A 17,964-nucleotide genomic window follows, 5' to 3' on the forward strand; every position below is an offset into this window, starting at 1 on the left:
AAAAGAGGCGTTTTTATTTGTACAAAAATTAAAGAAAGCCCTATGTTCAAGGGCCCAATTGGCGTGTAAAGTATCGATAATTAATTCTTAGTGTTTTCCTCAATTTTATGAATATACACGACACCGCTCGTTACAACTGAACCATTTGTTTCACCGCAATGGGGACAATTTATATACTCACGCTCTTTGCCTCCAGGGACATTCATTTCCGTAACTTGGAAATAAAACTCTTTTTCACATTTTTTGCAGTTCAACAAAAGACATCCCTCCGTGTACTTTTATTAGTAACTCAATGTATATATTCGCTAAGTTGTAAGCGTTTTCCTTTTTAATATTATTTATTTGACGGAATTATAGAGGAAATTATGAATATACCTACCAGGGGTATATCGTAGAAGAAACTCGGTATTTCGGAAAATGTGCGAGTAATGGTGCGTAATGTGGAAGAAATAACGCTGGGTGCTATTGATTTTGACTACCGTCATTATCTTGCATCTGCTGTTTTAACTCTAAGTATAATAAAAAAGCTAATAAAATGAGAGGAATAGAAAACAAAGAGATGACAAACCAACCTGTGTTTATAAAATGAGTGTATATCCAAGAAGAATACATGCGGAGCACCTCCTAATTCTAGAGTGTCCGAAATGTATCCAATTAATCATCAGTGCGGAGCCACCATCGGAGACGCCTTGTCGAAACCGAGGGGGGTCTGTCGATAAGACGGGTTTTCGGTTTAAAAATATAAAAAATAAATATATAGGATACAAAGAAGCACGAACGAAAATGTTCATCGTGCTTCTTTTGTCTCAATTACTTTGTAACATTGGTTCTCTGTATTGTAAGTGGTATTTTAATCATTGTATTGTTATCGGTTTTTTCCAGTAAATCCAATATTAAAAGTTTCATTTAGTCATCATAATCTTTTTTAAAGAGTAATTCTTTTGGGATCTCAGTACCCCGTGAACCACGAATGTCTGTTTCCTTCATTTCGGTTGGGTAGAACACGATGAAGTTTTCAAGATTCATTGAAGCTATTTTTTTTGGTAAAGCCTCTAGTTCTGGGTGCCATGCTACGGTCCCTCTTCTGGCACTTAATACAATCACAAGATCATTTGATTTAACATTATTTAAATTTCCTTCATATAAGGAATTCCAGCTATCGATTGATTGGAACTCGATATTTAAATTAGGGTGTACTTGCTGAGATGTCTTTTCATACATTTCTAAATCATCACGAATGACAAGACCCTTCATTGTAGCACTGAGCTGTGAGGCAATGCTCTTAATAATGGATATAGAATCGCCAAAACCCGGTTTATGCACGATGTTATTTGGCAACATAATAATTACCCGTTCCATCGTATTTAACGGTTGCTTGATATGGGTTATAAGTGAGCGTTGATACGTATGTTCAAGGAAATTATCAATTACTTTCCCGAAGATTCTTCGGCCCCCTTCGCTTGCGCCATCCCACCCCACAATAATCGTTGTGCTTCGTTCTTCCGTAGCAGCGCGTTCTATCCCTCTTCCAATATTATAATCCACTCGTGTCAACAGCTTAACAGAAACATCTGCCCCTGAGGCATACATGACGGAGTGCCCAAGCATTCTTTCTGCTTGAGCTATTTCATTGATTGCTTGTTTTAAATCCTCCTGAACGACTGATAATGGGTAAAGCGGCTCATCTGTCTTTATTGCCCTTTTTACGACAAATCCTAAATCCAATAGGGATTCCATTGTATGTGGATTAGCCATCGGGATTAATATACGTTCAGGAAGTGTTTCATCCATTACCGTTTCCTCTTGTGCAATGGCTAATTTTCTACCATATTTTTCACAGAAGTATGGGCCCATGATACAAGTAACTAAAATAATAATTATTACAGCATTTATTATTTGCTGGTCAAATAAACCAAGGCGATATCCAACAAGTGTTATGGCTAATGTTGCTGCAGCATGTGTTGTAGAAAGTCCAAACATTACCTTCCTTTCCGCTTTGGAATAGCCATATACTTTACCTGTTGTCCAACTGGCAAACAGTTTACTGCCTATCGCTACAATTGGGATTAACATGGTTAGTAGTATCGCATCGGAGCTGGCTACAAGAACACGAAAATCCATTAACATACCCACGGATAACAAGAAGAATGGAATAAACAATGCATTTGCCGTAAATCTGATTCTGTTCATTAATGGACCATGATCATAAATGTATCGATTCAGGGCTAGACCGGCCAAGAATGCTCCAATAATTGGTTCCAAGCCCACAAATAATGATATGGCCCCGGCGACGAATAAAATCGCCAAGACAAAATTAAATTCTATAGTTCCTTCATTGTTGGAGCGTTTAAAGAACCACTTTGTCAGGTAAGGGGTGAAAATTAGAACAACTACAGCAAAGAGCGTTGTGGCAATAATCAAGTACATCCAAAATCCAAGTGTTAAATTACCTTCAACAGCCCCTGTTATTACAGCGAGAAAAATCATAGCTAGACTATCTGTTAATAATGTACCGCCAACCACTGTTGTAACAGCTTTGTTTTTCGCAATACCAAGCCGGCTTATGGCGGGGTACCCTAGAGGCGTATGGGAGGAAAAAATGGTACCAAATAAAATGGCCGATAGTAAACTGAGATTAAGCCATAAACCTATTATTACTCCAAGAATTAAAGGGATTGAAAACGTGAGTAAGCCAAATAAAATACTGCGATTTCTGTACCTTTTGAAACCATCTAGATCCAGCTCCAGTCCTGCAATAAACATGATAAACAATAATCCGACGGTTCCAAGCAATTCGATTGTTGAATCACGTGCCAATATTTCTAGCCCGTTTGGTCCGATAATAATTCCCGCTATAATAGGACCGATAATAGCCGGTACTTTTAATTTTCCCATTAGTATAGGGAACAGCAAAAATATTAACACAGCTAAACCAAATATAAGAACTGGCTCCTTCAGTGGTATATGCATAAGAATTCCCCCTTACTTTTGTCAAACATCAACTGTTTTTATCGGATAATTTAAACCTATTAGAAAACCACTTTTATAATTCGTGAAATTAAAAAGAGGGCAGGTGGGCCCTGCCATTAATTTTTATCTTCTCGCTTCGTGACTACTGTTTCATTACCACACCTTTTACATCTAAACCAAGTCGCGATATATCCCCATCCATCAGGTCTCTGATTTATTTCTTCATACACGTGACCTTTAAATTTACAAATGATATTCGCTAATATACTCATATATAAACCTCCTTCAAAGAAAAGTTGGTTTTTTATTTATTACATCTTTATGTTCAGATGCTTGTACTCGTTGTTTTAAGATTTCACTACAATCATTACAATGAAGTAATGATCTGCATGGTCCTATTTTCTTCTAATACACTCATAACTAGTTGATTTTTGTTTTATACATTGAAAAGTATTGATGAAAGAAAAAGGTATTGATTCATTGTTGTTATCAATGAATCAATACCTTTTTTGTTTCGTATATAAAACTATTTTTCTTTATAAAAACTAATTATCTGAATATTATTGACTATTAATAAAATAAAATATATTATTATTAATAATAGTAACACTGTTTTATATATAAAACAGTGGTTTACTCTATTAATTATTAAAGGGGAGTTGATGGTGTTTAATAGTGTGAGTGATATTATTTTTATCGCAAATAATGAAAGCGTATTCGTGTAGGACTAAATTGAAGGGGGATAATAACATGTTACAAGGTCAAAAAAGATGGTTGTATATTGCCGTTCCAATTTTTTTCTTTTGGTTTTTCGGTCAGATTGATAAAGTAGGCATTTCGGTTATCCAAACAGATCCGGGATTCTTAAGTGATCTTGGTTTAACTGGCCCAGATAAAAATGCAAAAATTGGCCTAATTTCCTTTATATTCATGATTTCATACTCGTGTTCCAACGTTTTTTGGGGAATTATTATCGACAAGTTAGGGGCAAGGAAAACAGCTGTTTTGGGTCTACTGGCATGGACAGCGACCATGGTAATTGGAGGGCTGTCTACTTCATATGAAATGTTTTTAATTAGTAGAATCATCCTTGGAATCGGGGAAGGTATGATGATTCCAATATCGGGTAAATTTATTTCGAATTGGTTTAATAAGCGAGAGCTTGGCCGTGCACAATCATCCTGGATTACTGGCAACTATCTTGGTCCAGCAGTGGGTGCGGTTATCCTTATACTAGTTATTTCCACTTTTCATTGGCAGGCCGCATTCTTTGTTCTTGCCGGCTTTAACTTATTTATTAATATTCCAATGTTCCTTTTTCTGACACGTAATACGCCAGAAGAACATCCACGTCTCAGTAAAGAAGAGGTCTCCTATATTCGCCAAAAAGACGAAACAGTTGATGCAGAGACGAAGCAATTCTTCGCTAAGGATTTTCGTTATTGGATTGTCTGGTTTGGCAATTTGATGTCGTCCTTTCTTTTCTTTGGAATCAGTATTTGGCTGCCTACATATCTCGTTGAAGCCAAAGGCTTTGAAAGAGAAGCAATGACGGGGATTACTTCATTATCGTGGCTATTCGCACTTGGATTTGTACTGGTTGGTGGATTCCTAGCAGACAAAACGAAACGCCCGAGTATACAGGCGACGATTCTTTTCATACTTACAGCTTCATTTTTGACAATTGCAGTTATTGCACCAAATCCTATCGTGGCTGGCGTTTCAATGGGACTCGCAATGGGATCTCAGGGAGGAATGTTTCATCTAACCAATTTATTCATCATCAAATTTTCAACACCTAAAACAGCGGGCCGCGCAGCCGGTTTAATGGGGTTCACGAATATTATGGGTGGTTTTTCGAGCTATATTATGGGGTGGGTACGCGATTCGTCCGGTGGAGATTTTGGTCCATCCATTATCATGTTGATTGTGGCAGCTATTATTGGATTTGTGGCGTACCTGTTTATGATTAAAAAAGAGGCTGCTGAATATCATCTAAGCAATACATCAGGAAATAAAGTAATTGTTTAAATGGAATTGACTTGAATCAAGTAGACAGCAGCGACCCGCTAAGCAGAATCAGACCAGGTGGTGGGAAAGCACACGGTTGGAAGATCCAGAATCCTTTTAATTAGATGGCTAAAAGTTACATAAAATAAGTTTTTATATGTGGATTCTTAGTATGAAGGAGCGCTAGATTCTTACTGAGAAACCAAAAGTATTTCTTTAATGAAATCAAATTTATTTGGGGGAAATGTTAATGTGGCTCATCACTCTCTATTCAAATTCAAATATAAAAATGTTTGAGTTTGACACAGCGGAAGAAGCAAAAGAAGCTTTCGAAAACATTGAAGGCTGTAAGATTCTTTCCGAGATTGTTTATTATAATGATTATGGTGTTGAATTAGTTGCTGTTTAAGATCTTTTCCATGATAACTAAGAATAAAATGGGCTGAAGCCCAAAGTTATGTATCCTTTTCACATAGCTCTTTTTTCTCGATTTTCCTATAACAATAACATATTAAACAAAGGGAGAGACATTGTATGTCAACTTTACGTGAAGAAGCATTAAAGATGCACAAAGAAAATCGAGGAAAGCTTGGTGTTCACTCAAAAGTCGCAGTACGAAATGCAAACGATTTAAGTCTTGCTTATTCACCAGGCGTTGCAGAACCCTGCCTGGACATTCATGAGAATGAAAGCAAGGTATATGACTATACAATGAAGGGTAATCTTGTTGCAGTTGTTTCAAATGGAACAGCTGTACTCGGACTTGGAAATATTGGCCCAAAAGCTGCAATGCCGGTTATGGAGGGAAAAGCATTGTTATTCAAGTCATTTGCCGATGTAGATGCATTCCCTCTTTGCTTAGATACAACTGATTGTGACAAAATTATCGAGGTTGTCAAATTACTTGAGCCTACATTTGGCGGGATTAACTTAGAAGACATTTCTGCACCTCAATGTTTTGAAATTGAAGATCGCTTACGAAAAGTTTGCAATATTCCCATTTTCCATGATGATCAACACGGTACTGCAATCGTAACAGCTGCCGGATTAATCAACGCTCTAAAATTGGCTGACAAGAAAATTGAAGATATTCGCGTAGTCGCAAACGGTGCGGGTGCCGCAGGAGTGGCGATTATTAAGCTGTTGCTTCATATGGGAGTAAAAGATGTTATTTTATGTGATACAAAAGGAATCATCTATGAAGGCCGTCCTGAGGGAATGAATTCATTTAAAGAAGAAATGGCCCGTATGACTAATAAAGAACAACAACAAGGGTCATTAGCGGATGCGCTAGTGGGAGCAGATGTGTTTGTCGGGGTATCAGCTGCAGGTGTTGTTACCAAAGAGATGGTTCGTTCCATGAATCAAAATCCGATCATTTTTGCGATGGCGAATCCGGTGCCGGAAATTATGCCGGAGGATGCAAAAGAAGCGGGAGCACTGGTAGTTGGGACGGGCCGCTCTGATTACCCGAATCAGGTGAATAATGTACTTGCATTCCCAGGCATCTTCCGCGGTGCTTTAGACGTTCAGGCAAAAGAAATCAATGAAGAAATGAAACTGGCAGCTGTTTATGCCATTGCTGGATTGATTTCAGAGGAAGACCTCCATACTGACTATGTGATCCCGGATCCATTTGACCGCCGGGTTGCTGCCCATGTAGCAGCGGCTGTGGCTAAAGCTGCAATGGAAACGGATGTTTCACGAAAAATTGTAAATGTAGAAGAGATCAAAAAGCGTCTATTAACACTTGAAGAAGAAAAACAACCTGCTTTTGTATAAATCCAGGGAAACTATGACTATCTAAAAATCCCCTTCCTGTAGACGTTAAAGATTTAACTTTGATCGGTCTAATGGAAGGGGATTTATGAATTTGTGATCTTACAATTTTTTTATTATTGATTCAAAATATATTTTCGAAAAATGCATTCTTTTAGGCGTGCCTTTTTTGAGTAGGGAGAGGAGCTGAATGAAGTTCAGTTGCCTCTTTTTTAACCGTAAATACATAAGCGCCCAAACCTAAAATAGATGCAAAAATTAACATAGCAATGGATGTACTGAAGTCCCCGTTTGATATGTCACGAAGCCAGCCCATAATATAGCTTGAAAAGCCGCCCATAATATTTGTGAATCCCATCAAACCTGCTGCCCGACCGGCTGTTTCTGGTGTTGAGTATTTTACCATAAGCAAATTACTCAGATGGAACACACCGCCCTGGCATCCCATTGCAAGACCCATACAAATCCCCGCTATAATTGGATTTGGGATAAAAACTGCCACTGTCAAAAAGATGGTTGTCATTATAAATAAAATCGATGCCATTAAACCTGGCCGTCTTGTCTTATCGGCAAGAAAACCGCATGACAGAACAAATCCAAGCGCAAATAACCAGGAGAGGGAAGTGATGCTTGACATCCCTTTTTGTTCGAAGCCTTTTGCTTCCATAAGATATGTTGGGAGCCAAATACTGATCCCGAAGAAAAGGAAAGAACATACGAGCATACCAAACCAGACAATCCAGAAACGGTAATCCTGAGCAAAACTCTTATTCTCAGACGCGATTCCCTCTTTCTCATCAACATCCAAATGACGGATAAAAGCCAGTTCTTCGTTACTAACCCGCGGGTGCTCTTCTGGTTTATTTCTTGTCAGGAAGATAAACATTGGGATATTAATAAATAAGTTAAACGTCGCTAGAATAAAGAAAGCTGACTGCCAGTGGAGTGATGAAATAATGAGAGTCAATACAACGGCTCCAATCGCCGGTCCTAAATAATTTCCAGTAAGCCCAGCTGCCTGAGCACGTCCTATTTCGCGATTATTAAACCAGGAAGAAATAAATTTACCGGATACAGGAAGCATCATCCCTTCGCCAAAACCAAGAATAATTCGGCTTACTAAAAATATTTCATATGAAGTAGTGAGACCTGACGAAAACATGGTAAGCGTCCAAATGGATAATCCAGCAATAGCTGTTTTTCGCGCACCAAATTTATCAATAATGAAGCCCCAAAAAAGATTTGAAACCCCATAAGCTATAGTAAAAACAAACGAAAGAAGACCAATTTTTGTATTTTTGTCTTCACCTGTTATCCCGAACGTATTCAAGAAATCCGGATCTGTTTGAATGATGGAAATACCCACCTTATCAATTTGTCCAAAGAACCAAAAGAAAAAAATCGGTACGGCAATATATAACCATCTTTTTTGTCCTTGAAGCATAATATCTTCTCCTTGTTAAAGCTTAATTAATAATTAAAACGTTTACAATTGAAAAATATGTTTTGTTGATGAAACGTTTTTAATATATATACGATAAAATAAGTATAATTGTTTGTCAATTTAATATATTAACATATTGAATTTAATTTCAGACAAATATATAATTTATTTATTAACGATGTTTTATATATGAAAAAATAAATTATTAGATAATGATCAGTTTCTCCTATATATTAAGGGGCTCTGAAAGAGTAAACAACGGGAGGAATACTCGAATGGTAAGCGAAGAAAAAGAAAAGTATAGTGCCAATTCATTAGTAAGAGGATTGGAAATAATAAAGCTTTTTAATGAAGAACAGCCGAGTTTGTCACTTTCAGAAATAGCGAAACAGCTGGGCGTTAGCAGAACGGTACCATATCGTTTATTATTTACACTTCAAAATATGGGTTACCTGTCTCAGGATGAAAATACAAAACATTATAAATTATCTCCAAAAGTGCTTGAATTGGGTTTTAGTTATTTAAACAGCTTGAAATTCCCGGAAATTGCCCAACCTTATATGGAAAAGCTGCGTGATGAAATCGGTGCTTCTTGTCATTTGTCTATTTTGGATGGACAGGAAGTGGTATACGTAGGAAGTGCTCCGGTCAGGGGTGTATCCGCTATCAATGTGAACATTGGAATGAGACTCCCAGCTCATGCAACAGCCAATGGAAAATTATTGCTTGCTTATCAGTCAAAAGAAAGTCTGAAGCAAATGTTTCATGTCTCAAACCTAACTCCTTATACAGCTAAGACACTCATAACACCGAGTGAGTTTCAACAGCAATTAGAAACAATACGGCAAAAAGGATATTCAATGACTAGTGGAGAATTCCATCCGGGTATTCGTTCTGTTGCAGCGCCGATTTTTGATAGAACTGGAGAAATTTTGGCGGCTTTGAATGTCGTAGCAACAGAATCGGCTTACCAGGAAGATTTTATGGATAAAATTTCTTTGCCAAAAGTACTGGAAGTTTCCCAGTTACTATCGAATTATATGGGATACAGTGGAGGAATTCCAAAAGCGTTTAATCAAAAGGATGTCTGAAAAAGCAATTGATCTTAACTATAAAAAGAATCATCTTTTTTCAAAAGTGTGGATACCCGATCTTTAGGGTAACCACACTTTTTTGTTGTTTAGAAAATATATTTATAAACTGTGGGTAAACGTTTCGTCATAAAGTTCCAAGTTTTATAAGTTACTTCCGCTTTTGTTCATAGTTTTAGATAAAGCCTTGGATTGTTCAAAAAAAGTGGGGTTTTAAAATAAAAACACTTTTAAATTTTCTAAAAACTAATCTTGACAATATAATGATTCCATTTTAGAATTAATTTATAAATAAAACATTGTTTTATATATAAAACAAAATGCATATAAAGAACAATGAATAAAGGGAGGATTTATAAAATGACAAAAGAAACTTTTTCGGTTAAAGAATTTGAAAAAAAATATGTGGCCCGCTTGGAAGACCGTACACTTGATTGGAATGTCTTGAAGTTCCAGGAGGAAATTGACCCAGCTTATAGACGTGCACAATTGCGATATATTGGTCGAGGTGCTACTGCGAATAATGATTCAAATGTAATTGCAGCGGAACATTTTACATTAAGTACAATGGTGCTTCCTCCAGGATGTATCGGGCCGTTGCACCTCCACGATGATGTAGAAGAAGTATTTTTTATTCTTGAGGGAGAAGTTACAGCGTTAATTCAGGAAGACAGCAATAGTGAAGTTCATGAAATTAAACTGAATGCGAGAGACTGCATCAGCAGCCCTCCAGGAGTATATCGCGGAATCAGAAATGATGGAAAAGAAGAGGCGCGTATGCTCGTTATGCTTGGCGCAGTAAAGCCTAATTTGCCAACCTATCCAGAAGGTAGCGCACTTGAAGAACTACGTAAACAACGTGCTAAAGAAAGAGAAGCAATCATTAAAGGTTGATTAATAAATAGAAAAGTCACAGCTGCATTATGAAAAATAATGCAGTTGCCTTTTCTAGAGCGTTGCCAAATGAAAACGTTTTCTGATGCGAGGGATATCTGTTTAATGGGAGGTATAAAAAGTGCTTGGAATTACTCATTTACGGCATATTAGTTTGATTACGTCGAATTTTGACGAACAAGCAGAGTTTTATGAAAAGGTTTGGGGTTTAGATAGAGTGAATGTTCCAAAAGAAGAAAATACAGTTTATTTTCGTGGGGCTGGACCAGAACACCATATTGTAAGCCTTCACAAAGGAGAAAAGCGTGGTTTGCACCACATCTCATTTGGGATGGTCGATAAAAACGCAGTGGATCGTGCAGCTGAAATATTACAGTCAAAAGGTGTACGTATTATCCAACATCCAGGTTATTTGGATGAAGCAGGAGCTGGATATGGACTTCGGTTTGTGGATCCAGAAAATCGCGTGATAGAGCTTTCGGCTTGGGTGGAAGTCCAAACGTCCATTTGGAACAAGAAAAACGTTGATCCTGTGAAATTGAATCATGTTGTCATGAACACAAAAGACTTAGATATGATTGTAGAGTTTTATACAGATGTACTTGGCTTTAAAGTAACGGATTGGAGCGAGCACCAAATGTCTTTCTTGCGGTGTAACCGAAAACACCACTCAATCGCATTCAATCAAGATACACATGCTTCAGTCAATCACATTGCTTACGAGGTTGATTCAGTCGATGAACTAATGCGTGGTATAAGCAATGTTCGAAAAGCTGGCTATAGTGAATTATGGGGGCCTGGACGTCATGGACCAGGAGACAATATTTTCTGTTATTTTCAGGACCCAGGCGGATTCGTTATGGAGTATACGTGCTATCTCGAAACGATTGAAGATGAGTCTGAGTGGAGAGCACGTGTATGGAAACGTGTGCCTCATTTAATGGATCAATGGGGTATTGCAGGGCCACCGAGACCTGAAGCTCGAAAAGCAATGGGTGGAGATCCCGATCCAGGCTGGGTAGATGCAGCAGTTAACGTTCGTTAATGCGGCGAATCGAGAAGCTACATATTTAAAGGAGTGACGAGATGGACTTAGGTTTGAAAGGAAAAGTTGCTGTTATTATGGGAGGCACATCAGGTGTAGGATTAAAAACAGCAGAAATGTTTTTAGGTGAAGGCGCAAAAGTAGCTATATGTGGAAGAAGCGAAGAGCGCATGGAAAATGCCCAACATCAATTGCAATCATTTGGGAACAAAGAAGATATTTTTGCATCAACTTGTGACGTTACCTCGAAATCAGACGTTGAATCGTTTATTAACAGGACATCAGAAAAGTTAGGCGGAATTGATATATTAGTAAATGCTGCTGGACAAAGCGTGATGGGTTATTTTTTTGACATTACAGATGAACAGTGGCAAGAACAAATTCAATTAAAGTATTTTGCTATCATTTATGCGGTTCGTTCTGCTCATCCACACCTTGTTAAAAGAGGTGGCGGGCGGATTATTAATATTAATGCCACGCTTGCTAAAGAGCCTGAGCGTCACATGGTAGCGACTGCAGCTACACGGGCTGGTCTTTTAAATTTAAGCAAAACTTTGTCTCAAGAACTGGCTTTAGACAATATATTAGTGAATTCAGTTAGCCTCGGGTTGATTCGGACTGATCAATGGGAGCGCAGAAGATTGAAAAATGCCCCTGATATGGATCCGGAAGAATATTATAGAGATCTTGCGAAAAAACGGAATATTCCACTTGGCCGTGTAGGTGAAGTGGAAGAAGTTGCTAGTGTTATCGTATTTCTAGCTTCAGACAAAGCGAGTTATGTAGCTGGCTCGACGATTGAAACTGCAGGAGCGATAGGTAAAGCGCTTTAATTATATTACTAAACAAAGGTAGGATATCACAATGAAAAAACAAGAAGAGATAGAGTTTACAACAGCGGATGCCATTGTAAAAGAGCTAGTACGTGCAGGCGTAGAAACCGCTTTCGGTATTGTCAGTATTCATAATATGCCTATCTATGATGCCATTCTTAGAGAGGGAAGCATTAAGCTTATCTGTTCGCGTGGTGAGAGCGGTGCAGTCAATATGGCAGATGGCTATGCGCGTGCGACTGGGAAATTAGGTGTAGTAATTACAAGTACGGGAACAGGAGCAGGAAATGCAGCTGGTTCATTAGTTGAAGCATGGGCTGCCGGCGTACCACTTCTTCATCTTACCGGTGAAGTCGCATCCCCATATCTTGGAACAGGTAGAGGATACATACATGAATGCAAAGATCAGCTCTCGATGATGAGCGGTGCATGTAAACATGCTGTACGGCTAAGAAGGCCGGAACAAACAGCTGCAGTAGTAAGAAAGGCGATTCAAGAAGCGTTAACTGCGCCGACTGGACCGGTATCACTAGAAATTCCAATTGACTTTCAATCGGCGATTATAGAGGATCTTTCTCTTGATGGTGTACAAGTCGCAGAGTCTAAACAACAATCAACGGCATTTATTCCTGAACAAGCAGTGACAAAAATTATTGAAGCACGCCGTCCAGTAATTTGGGCAGGAGGCGGTGTCATCACTGCTAATGCTTCACATGAGCTGCAACAATTGGCGGAAATTCTTGGCGCAGCAGTTATTACAAGTCAAACAGGAAAAGGTTCGATTCCAGAAGACCACGAACAATGCATCGGACATTTTGCGGCATATGAGTCCACAAAAGAGTTTTTGCGAAATGCGGATTTATTGATCAGCGTAGGTGTCCGTTTTAGAGGGAATGAAACGTCCAACTGGAAAGTACCTGTACCAGAAGAGCATATTGCAATTGATGCGGATTGGCAGGCAATCAACCGTAACTATAAAGCGACATTCGGTTTAGTTGGCGATGCAAAAGATTTGTTAGAGGCTCTCGTGCAAAAGCTCGAAGAAAAATCAGTTTCTGCAGTACCTTCTTATATAGAAGAAGTACGTTCCCTAAGAGATGAAGTGCGCGCTCAACTCCGTGAAACGCTCGGACCATATGAGCAATTTGTAGATGGAATGAGAGAAATATTGCCGCGCGATACCATTTTAGTTCGTGATGTAACTGTTCAGGCAAATGTTTGGGGAAGCCGTTTATTTGAAATTTATGAACCGAGGACTTCCATTCATGCGTCAGGAGGCGGAATTGGTCAAGGCCTTCCAACAGCAATTGGTGCACAAATGGGTTGTCAAGATAAAACAGTTGTGCTGATGGCTGGAGACGGCGGGTTTATGGTCAATGTCGGGGAAATGGTTACGGCAGCTGAAGAAAATTTACCAATCATCATTGTATTGTTTGATGACTCAGGGTACGGGGTTCTTCGCAATATCCAAGATGCTGCATATGGACGCCAAGTAGCTGTGGATTTATTGAGTCCTGATTTTGTAATGCTTGCTGAGTCAATGCACTATGCTGCTGTACGGATTGGTTCTGGAGATGAATTTGTTAGCGAACTAAAAAAAGCAAAAGAAAGACGTAAACCGTCAATGATCGTTGTCGATATGGAAGCTGTTGGGCCAATGGCAAAACCGTTCGGCGGACCTCCAGGAGCAGCGGAAGCATTTAAACCCAAAAAAATATAAAGGAGGATTGAAAATGATTTCGACATATCCAGTTGTTTCAGGGAGATACCTCGTTAATGGAGAATGGAAAGAAATAAAAGAAACAGTTGATGTGATTAATCCTGCAAACACGTCAGAAGTAGTAGGCGAAGTGGCAATATGTTCTGAGGACATTGTAAATGATGTGATAGAAGTGGCAGATAAGGCTTTTGAAACCTGGTCTCGTTCTGATATAGGAGACCGAGCAGCCCTCATGAAAACAGCGGCAGAAGAACTGGCGACTATCATCGAGGAAAATGTCACACTATTTGTACGGGAAAATGGAAAAACACTTGTAGAAGCTAAAAAAGATTTACTACGGTGTGTTGAGGTCATGAAGGGCTGCGCAGCAGAGCTGAGTAACTGGTGGAAACCAGAAGTGCTAACAGGAAATCAAAAAGTCCAAGTTAGAAGAAGAGCAAGAGGCGTCACAGCAGTGATCACACCATGGAATTCACCCATGATTTTAACATTTAAACGAGTCATCCCAGCCGTTTTAGCAGGTAATACCATCGTTGTAAAACCTGCTACAAATTGTCCATTAACAATTATGACTTGTTTAAAAGTAGTCGCTGAACATTTTCCACCAGGCGTCATTAATATTGTGACAGGTTCAGGAAAAGTAATCGGTGACAGACTTTGCTCTGATTCCCGCGTGCGTACCGTCGCTTTTGTCGGCAGTACTGAAACAGGAAAAGATATTATGAAGAAGTCTGCAGGAAATCTCCAAAAAGTATATATGGAACTCGGCGGCAATGATCCAGCAATTATTTTGGACGATGCTAACATGGATGAAGCAGCGATCAATCGTCTTAAAATGGGTATTTTACGAGCAGCAGGCCAAGTGTGCTCAGCTATTAAACGTGTGTATGTCCATGAATCGCGTTATGAAGAAGTTGTCAAAAAATTAACGAAAGAGTTTGAACGGGTTGTTGTTGGTGATGGCATTCAGCCTGATGTAACAATGGGGCCGTTAAATAATAAAGCGCAGTTTGATTATGTGAATGAGTTGATTAAACGTACAGTTAAGTCAGGTGCAGAAGTAATCACTGTCGGCATTCAACTTAATCCGGAATCGTGGGATCAAGGTTATTTTATGCTGCCTTCGATTGTTACAGGAATCGATCAGCAAAGCGAAATTGTTCGCGTCGAGCAATTTGGACCAGTCATCCCTATTTTACCTTTCTCTGATGTTGATGAAGCGGTAAAGTTAGCGAATGATAGTGAATTTGGTTTACGGGCGTCTGTTTGGACTGAGAATGCAGAATTAGCTATTGAGCTGGCCGATCGCCTCGAAGCAGGAGCTATTTTCCATAATAATCATACCGTTTTCAGTGATTTGGCTCTCGACTTTCCGGGTTTAAAAGAAAGTGGTGTTTCCCGCGAAACGAGACATTGTGGACTGGAATTCTATGCAGATTCATACGGGTTTGCTAATTGAGAAAGGGTGAATGGCATGAAAATAGGGCTAATTGGGTGCGGTAATATCGGTACATTTCTGCTTCAGGCAATAAATAAGGACGGACTTCTTCCAGGTGGAAAAATCGTTTCGATTTATGCACGCCGCGAAGAAATCGCAGCTCAACTAGCTGAGGAATTTGGGGCACAGTGGTATCGAGATGTTGACTCACTCCTTCATTCTGATGTGAATCTAGTCATTGAAGCAGCGACCATTGAAGCCGCTGAAGAATACGCATTGAAAGTTCTTGAAGATGGAAAAGATTTATTATTAAGTAGCATAGGAGTAATGGCCGATGCTGCTTTTGAAGAAAGCATACGCGAAATTTGCCGGAAAAATAATGTGAACGTTTTCCTTCCATCTGGTGCGATTGGAGGACTCGATGTACTAAAATCAGCAAAAGCCGTGAATGGACTTGAATCAGTGTCCATTACAACGAGAAAACCGCCAAGCGCATTGCCAGCTGGTGCTTCATCAGAAAAAGAAACGGTTTTATTTGAAGGCTCTGCAGCTGAAGCAATTAAGCAATTTCCGAGAAATATTAATGTTGCGATTGTGTTATCTTTAGCCGGTCTTGGTTCTGAAAAGACGAAAGTAAAAATTATTGCCGATCCAGATGTGTTGAAGAATAGCCATCTTATTGAAGCGTCAGGTTTGTTCGGAAAACTTAAGCTTGAAGTAGAAAATGATCCGATGCCAAACAATCCGAAAACGAGTTATTTAGCTGCTTTAAGTGTCCTGGCTACGCTTCAAAACAAAGACAATACTATTCTAGTTGGATAATGAATTAAGTGAAGCCCGAAGAGGGAGGAGTACAACTATGCTTAAAACAACTAATCAATCATTAAAAGAAATGTCGAAAGAGCAAGTGGTTAATTATTTGAACGAAACGGTCAAACCAGAAGATGGGGTAATCCCTGCTTACCTTTTAGGCGATCAAACTGTTTACGATTTAGAGCATGAAAAAGTATTTTTGAAAACGTGGGTTTTTGTCGGCCATGAATCTGAAATCCCGAACACAGGGGACTTCATGACCCGTGAACTTTCTGGATATTCACTCATAATTACACGTGATAAAGAAGGAGAAATTCGTGCTTTTTATAATATGTGTACCCATCGTGGAATGAAACTATGTCGGGCTGACAAAGGGAATAAGTCTTTATTTACGTGTCCATATCACGGATTTAACTTTAAAAATACAGGGGAGCTTGTTGGTGTTCCGCTTCAAAAAGATATTTATGGCGAGACGCTTGACCGTTCAGAAATGGGTCTTCACCAAGTGAAGCTTCAATCTTATAAAGGTCTTTTATTTGGAACATGGAATCAAGATGCAGAGCCGCTTGAAGAGTTTCTCGGCGATTTCAAATGGTATATAGATATCGTTGTAGGACGCGCAGAAATGGAAGTGATTGGGGCTCCTCAACGATTTATCGTGAACTCTAACTGGAAAGTCGGTTCTGATAACTTTGTTGGTGATTCCTATCATACGATGGTCACACATGGTTCAATTGCAAAACTAGGCATGGTGCCAAATGCTACCTATTCAAAGCGCGGTTTTCAAATTTACACAGAAAATGGACATGGGCTAAATCTCGGAACACCTAACCCTGACTTTGCTTTCCCGGAAGAATTGAAAGATGAATATAAAAATAATTTGTCTGAAGAACAATTTGAAGTGTTATCAAACTTAAAAAATATGATTGGGAACGTTTTTCCGAATCTATCATTTTTAATATCCCATACAAAAATAAAAGACCAGTTAATCTCTAACACTTCCATAAGAATGTGGCGACCAATTGGCCTTAATAAGATGGAAGTAATCGCATGGATGCTCGTTGAAAAAAACGCCCCTCAAGATTGGAAGGATCGTTCGAGAGATTCGTTTATCTTGACGTTTAGCCCATCGGGTATTTTTGAACAAGATGACACGGAGGTATTTACGGACATTACGGAAGCCGCCCAAGGCTCAATGCCTTTTCAAAATAAGTTAAATTATAACTATACAATGGGTCTTCATCGTGAACCTGTTGAGTTTATCGGACCAGGTGTTGCCTACAATGATAAATTCACAGAAGCGGCTCAGCGTAATTTCTACAAATATTGGCTGGAATTAATGACGAAGTGATGAGTAGTAGGGGGAAGAAAAATGAACGTGGAAAAAATGCTGGCAAAATGTGAGTTTGAACAGTGGTTGTATGATGAAGCACAATTACTTGATGACATTGAATTTGATGATTGGTTTCATTTAATGCATTCGAGCTTGCGTTATCAAATGCCTGTACGAGTTAATAAAGAAGGAGTAGAACGTCCAGACTATTCAACTGATATGTTTACGTTTAATGATGATATTGAGTTGTTAAAGCTTCGCGTGGAGCGTTTGAAAACGGATTATGCATGGGCGGAAATTCCTCCTTCAAGAACGCGCCGCTTTGTCAGTAATGTCCGTGTGAAAGACTTTGTTGAGGGTGAAAAGGCAGTTGTAAATAGCTATTTGCTGATTTACCGTAGCCGAAGCACAGATATTCATCATGATTTAATTTCGGGTGAACGAAATGATGAATTTCTATTTGAAGATGGAAAATGGAAACTTTCCAAAAGGGTATTCATTGTAGATCAAACAACAATAAATACAAGAAATCTTGCAATCTTCGTGTAACTATAATCACGTATGAAAGATAACTAGAGAGGTGGAGACAATGGT

At 39.0% G+C, this 17,964-nt stretch carries 16 protein-coding genes; 12 read left to right on the top strand and 4 right to left on the bottom strand.

Annotated elements, in window-relative coordinates; all coding sequences use genetic code 11:
* Positions 1–80 precede the first annotated feature (80 nt).
* The 3 genes from BR30_RS37435 to BR30_RS36875 all read right to left on the bottom strand — a co-directional run bounded on the left by BR30_RS37435 (position 81) and on the right by BR30_RS36875 (position 3,242).
* The gene (locus BR30_RS37435) at positions 81–257 is read right to left on the bottom strand and encodes a hypothetical protein (protein WP_197032369.1); all 177 of its coding nucleotides are present in this window, start codon (positions 255–257) and stop codon (positions 81–83) included.
* A gap of 649 nt (positions 258–906) precedes the next feature.
* Positions 907–2,970: a cation:proton antiporter gene (locus tag BR30_RS0120695; protein WP_026566658.1), complete on the bottom strand. Its 2,064-nt coding sequence runs from the start codon at positions 2,968–2,970 to the stop codon at positions 907–909.
* A 116-nt stretch (positions 2,971–3,086) separates the two neighbouring features.
* Positions 3,087–3,242, bottom strand: coding sequence for a hypothetical protein (locus tag BR30_RS36875; protein WP_155928749.1), 156 nt, complete (start codon positions 3,240–3,242; stop codon positions 3,087–3,089).
* Between the two features lie 478 nt (positions 3,243–3,720).
* On the opposite strand from BR30_RS36875, the gene BR30_RS0120705 reads away from it, so the two are divergent.
* From BR30_RS0120705 to BR30_RS0120715, 3 genes are all read left to right on the top strand, one after another.
* A complete protein-coding gene (locus BR30_RS0120705) occupies positions 3,721–5,001 on the top strand; it encodes an MFS transporter (protein ID WP_026566659.1) in 1,281 nt (426 codons plus the stop codon).
* 229 nt (positions 5,002–5,230) lie between these two features.
* Complete coding sequence (locus BR30_RS37440; protein WP_197032370.1) at positions 5,231–5,389, top strand: hypothetical protein; 159 nt, start codon at positions 5,231–5,233, stop codon at positions 5,387–5,389.
* A 125-nt stretch (positions 5,390–5,514) separates the two neighbouring features.
* Positions 5,515–6,762, top strand: coding sequence for an NADP-dependent malic enzyme (locus BR30_RS0120715; protein WP_026566660.1), 1,248 nt, complete (start codon positions 5,515–5,517; stop codon positions 6,760–6,762).
* Between the two features lie 151 nt (positions 6,763–6,913).
* Here the strand turns inward: BR30_RS0120715 and BR30_RS0120720 are convergent, their stop codons facing one another.
* Positions 6,914–8,203 carry an MFS transporter gene (locus tag BR30_RS0120720; RefSeq protein WP_026566661.1) on the bottom strand — a complete coding sequence of 430 codons (1,290 nt, stop codon included), beginning with the start codon at positions 8,201–8,203 and terminating at the stop codon, positions 6,914–6,916.
* Between the two features lie 275 nt (positions 8,204–8,478).
* Between BR30_RS0120720 and BR30_RS0120725 the strand changes: the two genes are divergently transcribed.
* The 9 genes from BR30_RS0120725 (at position 8,479) to BR30_RS0120765 (ending at position 17,919) form a co-directional block, all read left to right on the top strand.
* Positions 8,479–9,294 (top strand): IclR family transcriptional regulator, encoded by an 816-nt coding sequence (locus BR30_RS0120725; RefSeq protein WP_026566662.1) that lies wholly within the window; start codon positions 8,479–8,481, stop codon positions 9,292–9,294.
* Positions 9,295–9,654: 360 nt separating this feature from the next.
* A complete protein-coding gene (locus BR30_RS0120730) occupies positions 9,655–10,188 on the top strand; it encodes a cupin domain-containing protein (RefSeq protein WP_035445767.1) in 534 nt (177 codons plus the stop codon).
* Between the two features lie 121 nt (positions 10,189–10,309).
* On the top strand, positions 10,310–11,233 hold the full coding sequence (locus BR30_RS0120735; protein ID WP_026566664.1) for a VOC family protein: 924 nt from the start codon (positions 10,310–10,312) through the stop codon (positions 11,231–11,233).
* A 41-nt stretch (positions 11,234–11,274) separates the two neighbouring features.
* Positions 11,275–12,066 (top strand): SDR family oxidoreductase, encoded by a 792-nt coding sequence (locus BR30_RS0120740; RefSeq protein ID WP_026566665.1) that lies wholly within the window; start codon positions 11,275–11,277, stop codon positions 12,064–12,066.
* 31 nt (positions 12,067–12,097) lie between these two features.
* A complete protein-coding gene (locus BR30_RS0120745; RefSeq protein WP_026566666.1) occupies positions 12,098–13,786 on the top strand; it encodes a thiamine pyrophosphate-binding protein in 1,689 nt (562 codons plus the stop codon).
* A 13-nt stretch (positions 13,787–13,799) separates the two neighbouring features.
* The gene (locus BR30_RS0120750; protein WP_026566667.1) at positions 13,800–15,245 is read left to right on the top strand and encodes an aldehyde dehydrogenase family protein; all 1,446 of its coding nucleotides are present in this window, start codon (positions 13,800–13,802) and stop codon (positions 15,243–15,245) included.
* 15 nt (positions 15,246–15,260) lie between these two features.
* Entirely contained in the window at positions 15,261–16,046 is a 786-nt protein-coding gene (gene nadX / locus BR30_RS0120755) for an aspartate dehydrogenase (protein ID WP_026566668.1), read from the top strand.
* A 37-nt stretch (positions 16,047–16,083) separates the two neighbouring features.
* Positions 16,084–17,388, top strand: coding sequence for an aromatic ring-hydroxylating oxygenase subunit alpha (locus BR30_RS0120760; protein ID WP_026566669.1), 1,305 nt, complete (start codon positions 16,084–16,086; stop codon positions 17,386–17,388).
* Positions 17,389–17,409: 21 nt separating this feature from the next.
* A complete protein-coding gene (locus tag BR30_RS0120765) occupies positions 17,410–17,919 on the top strand; it encodes an aromatic-ring-hydroxylating dioxygenase subunit beta (protein WP_026566670.1) in 510 nt (169 codons plus the stop codon).
* Positions 17,920–17,964: the final 45 nt, after the last annotated feature.

This window comes from Bacillus sp. UNC41MFS5 (assembly GCF_000686805.1).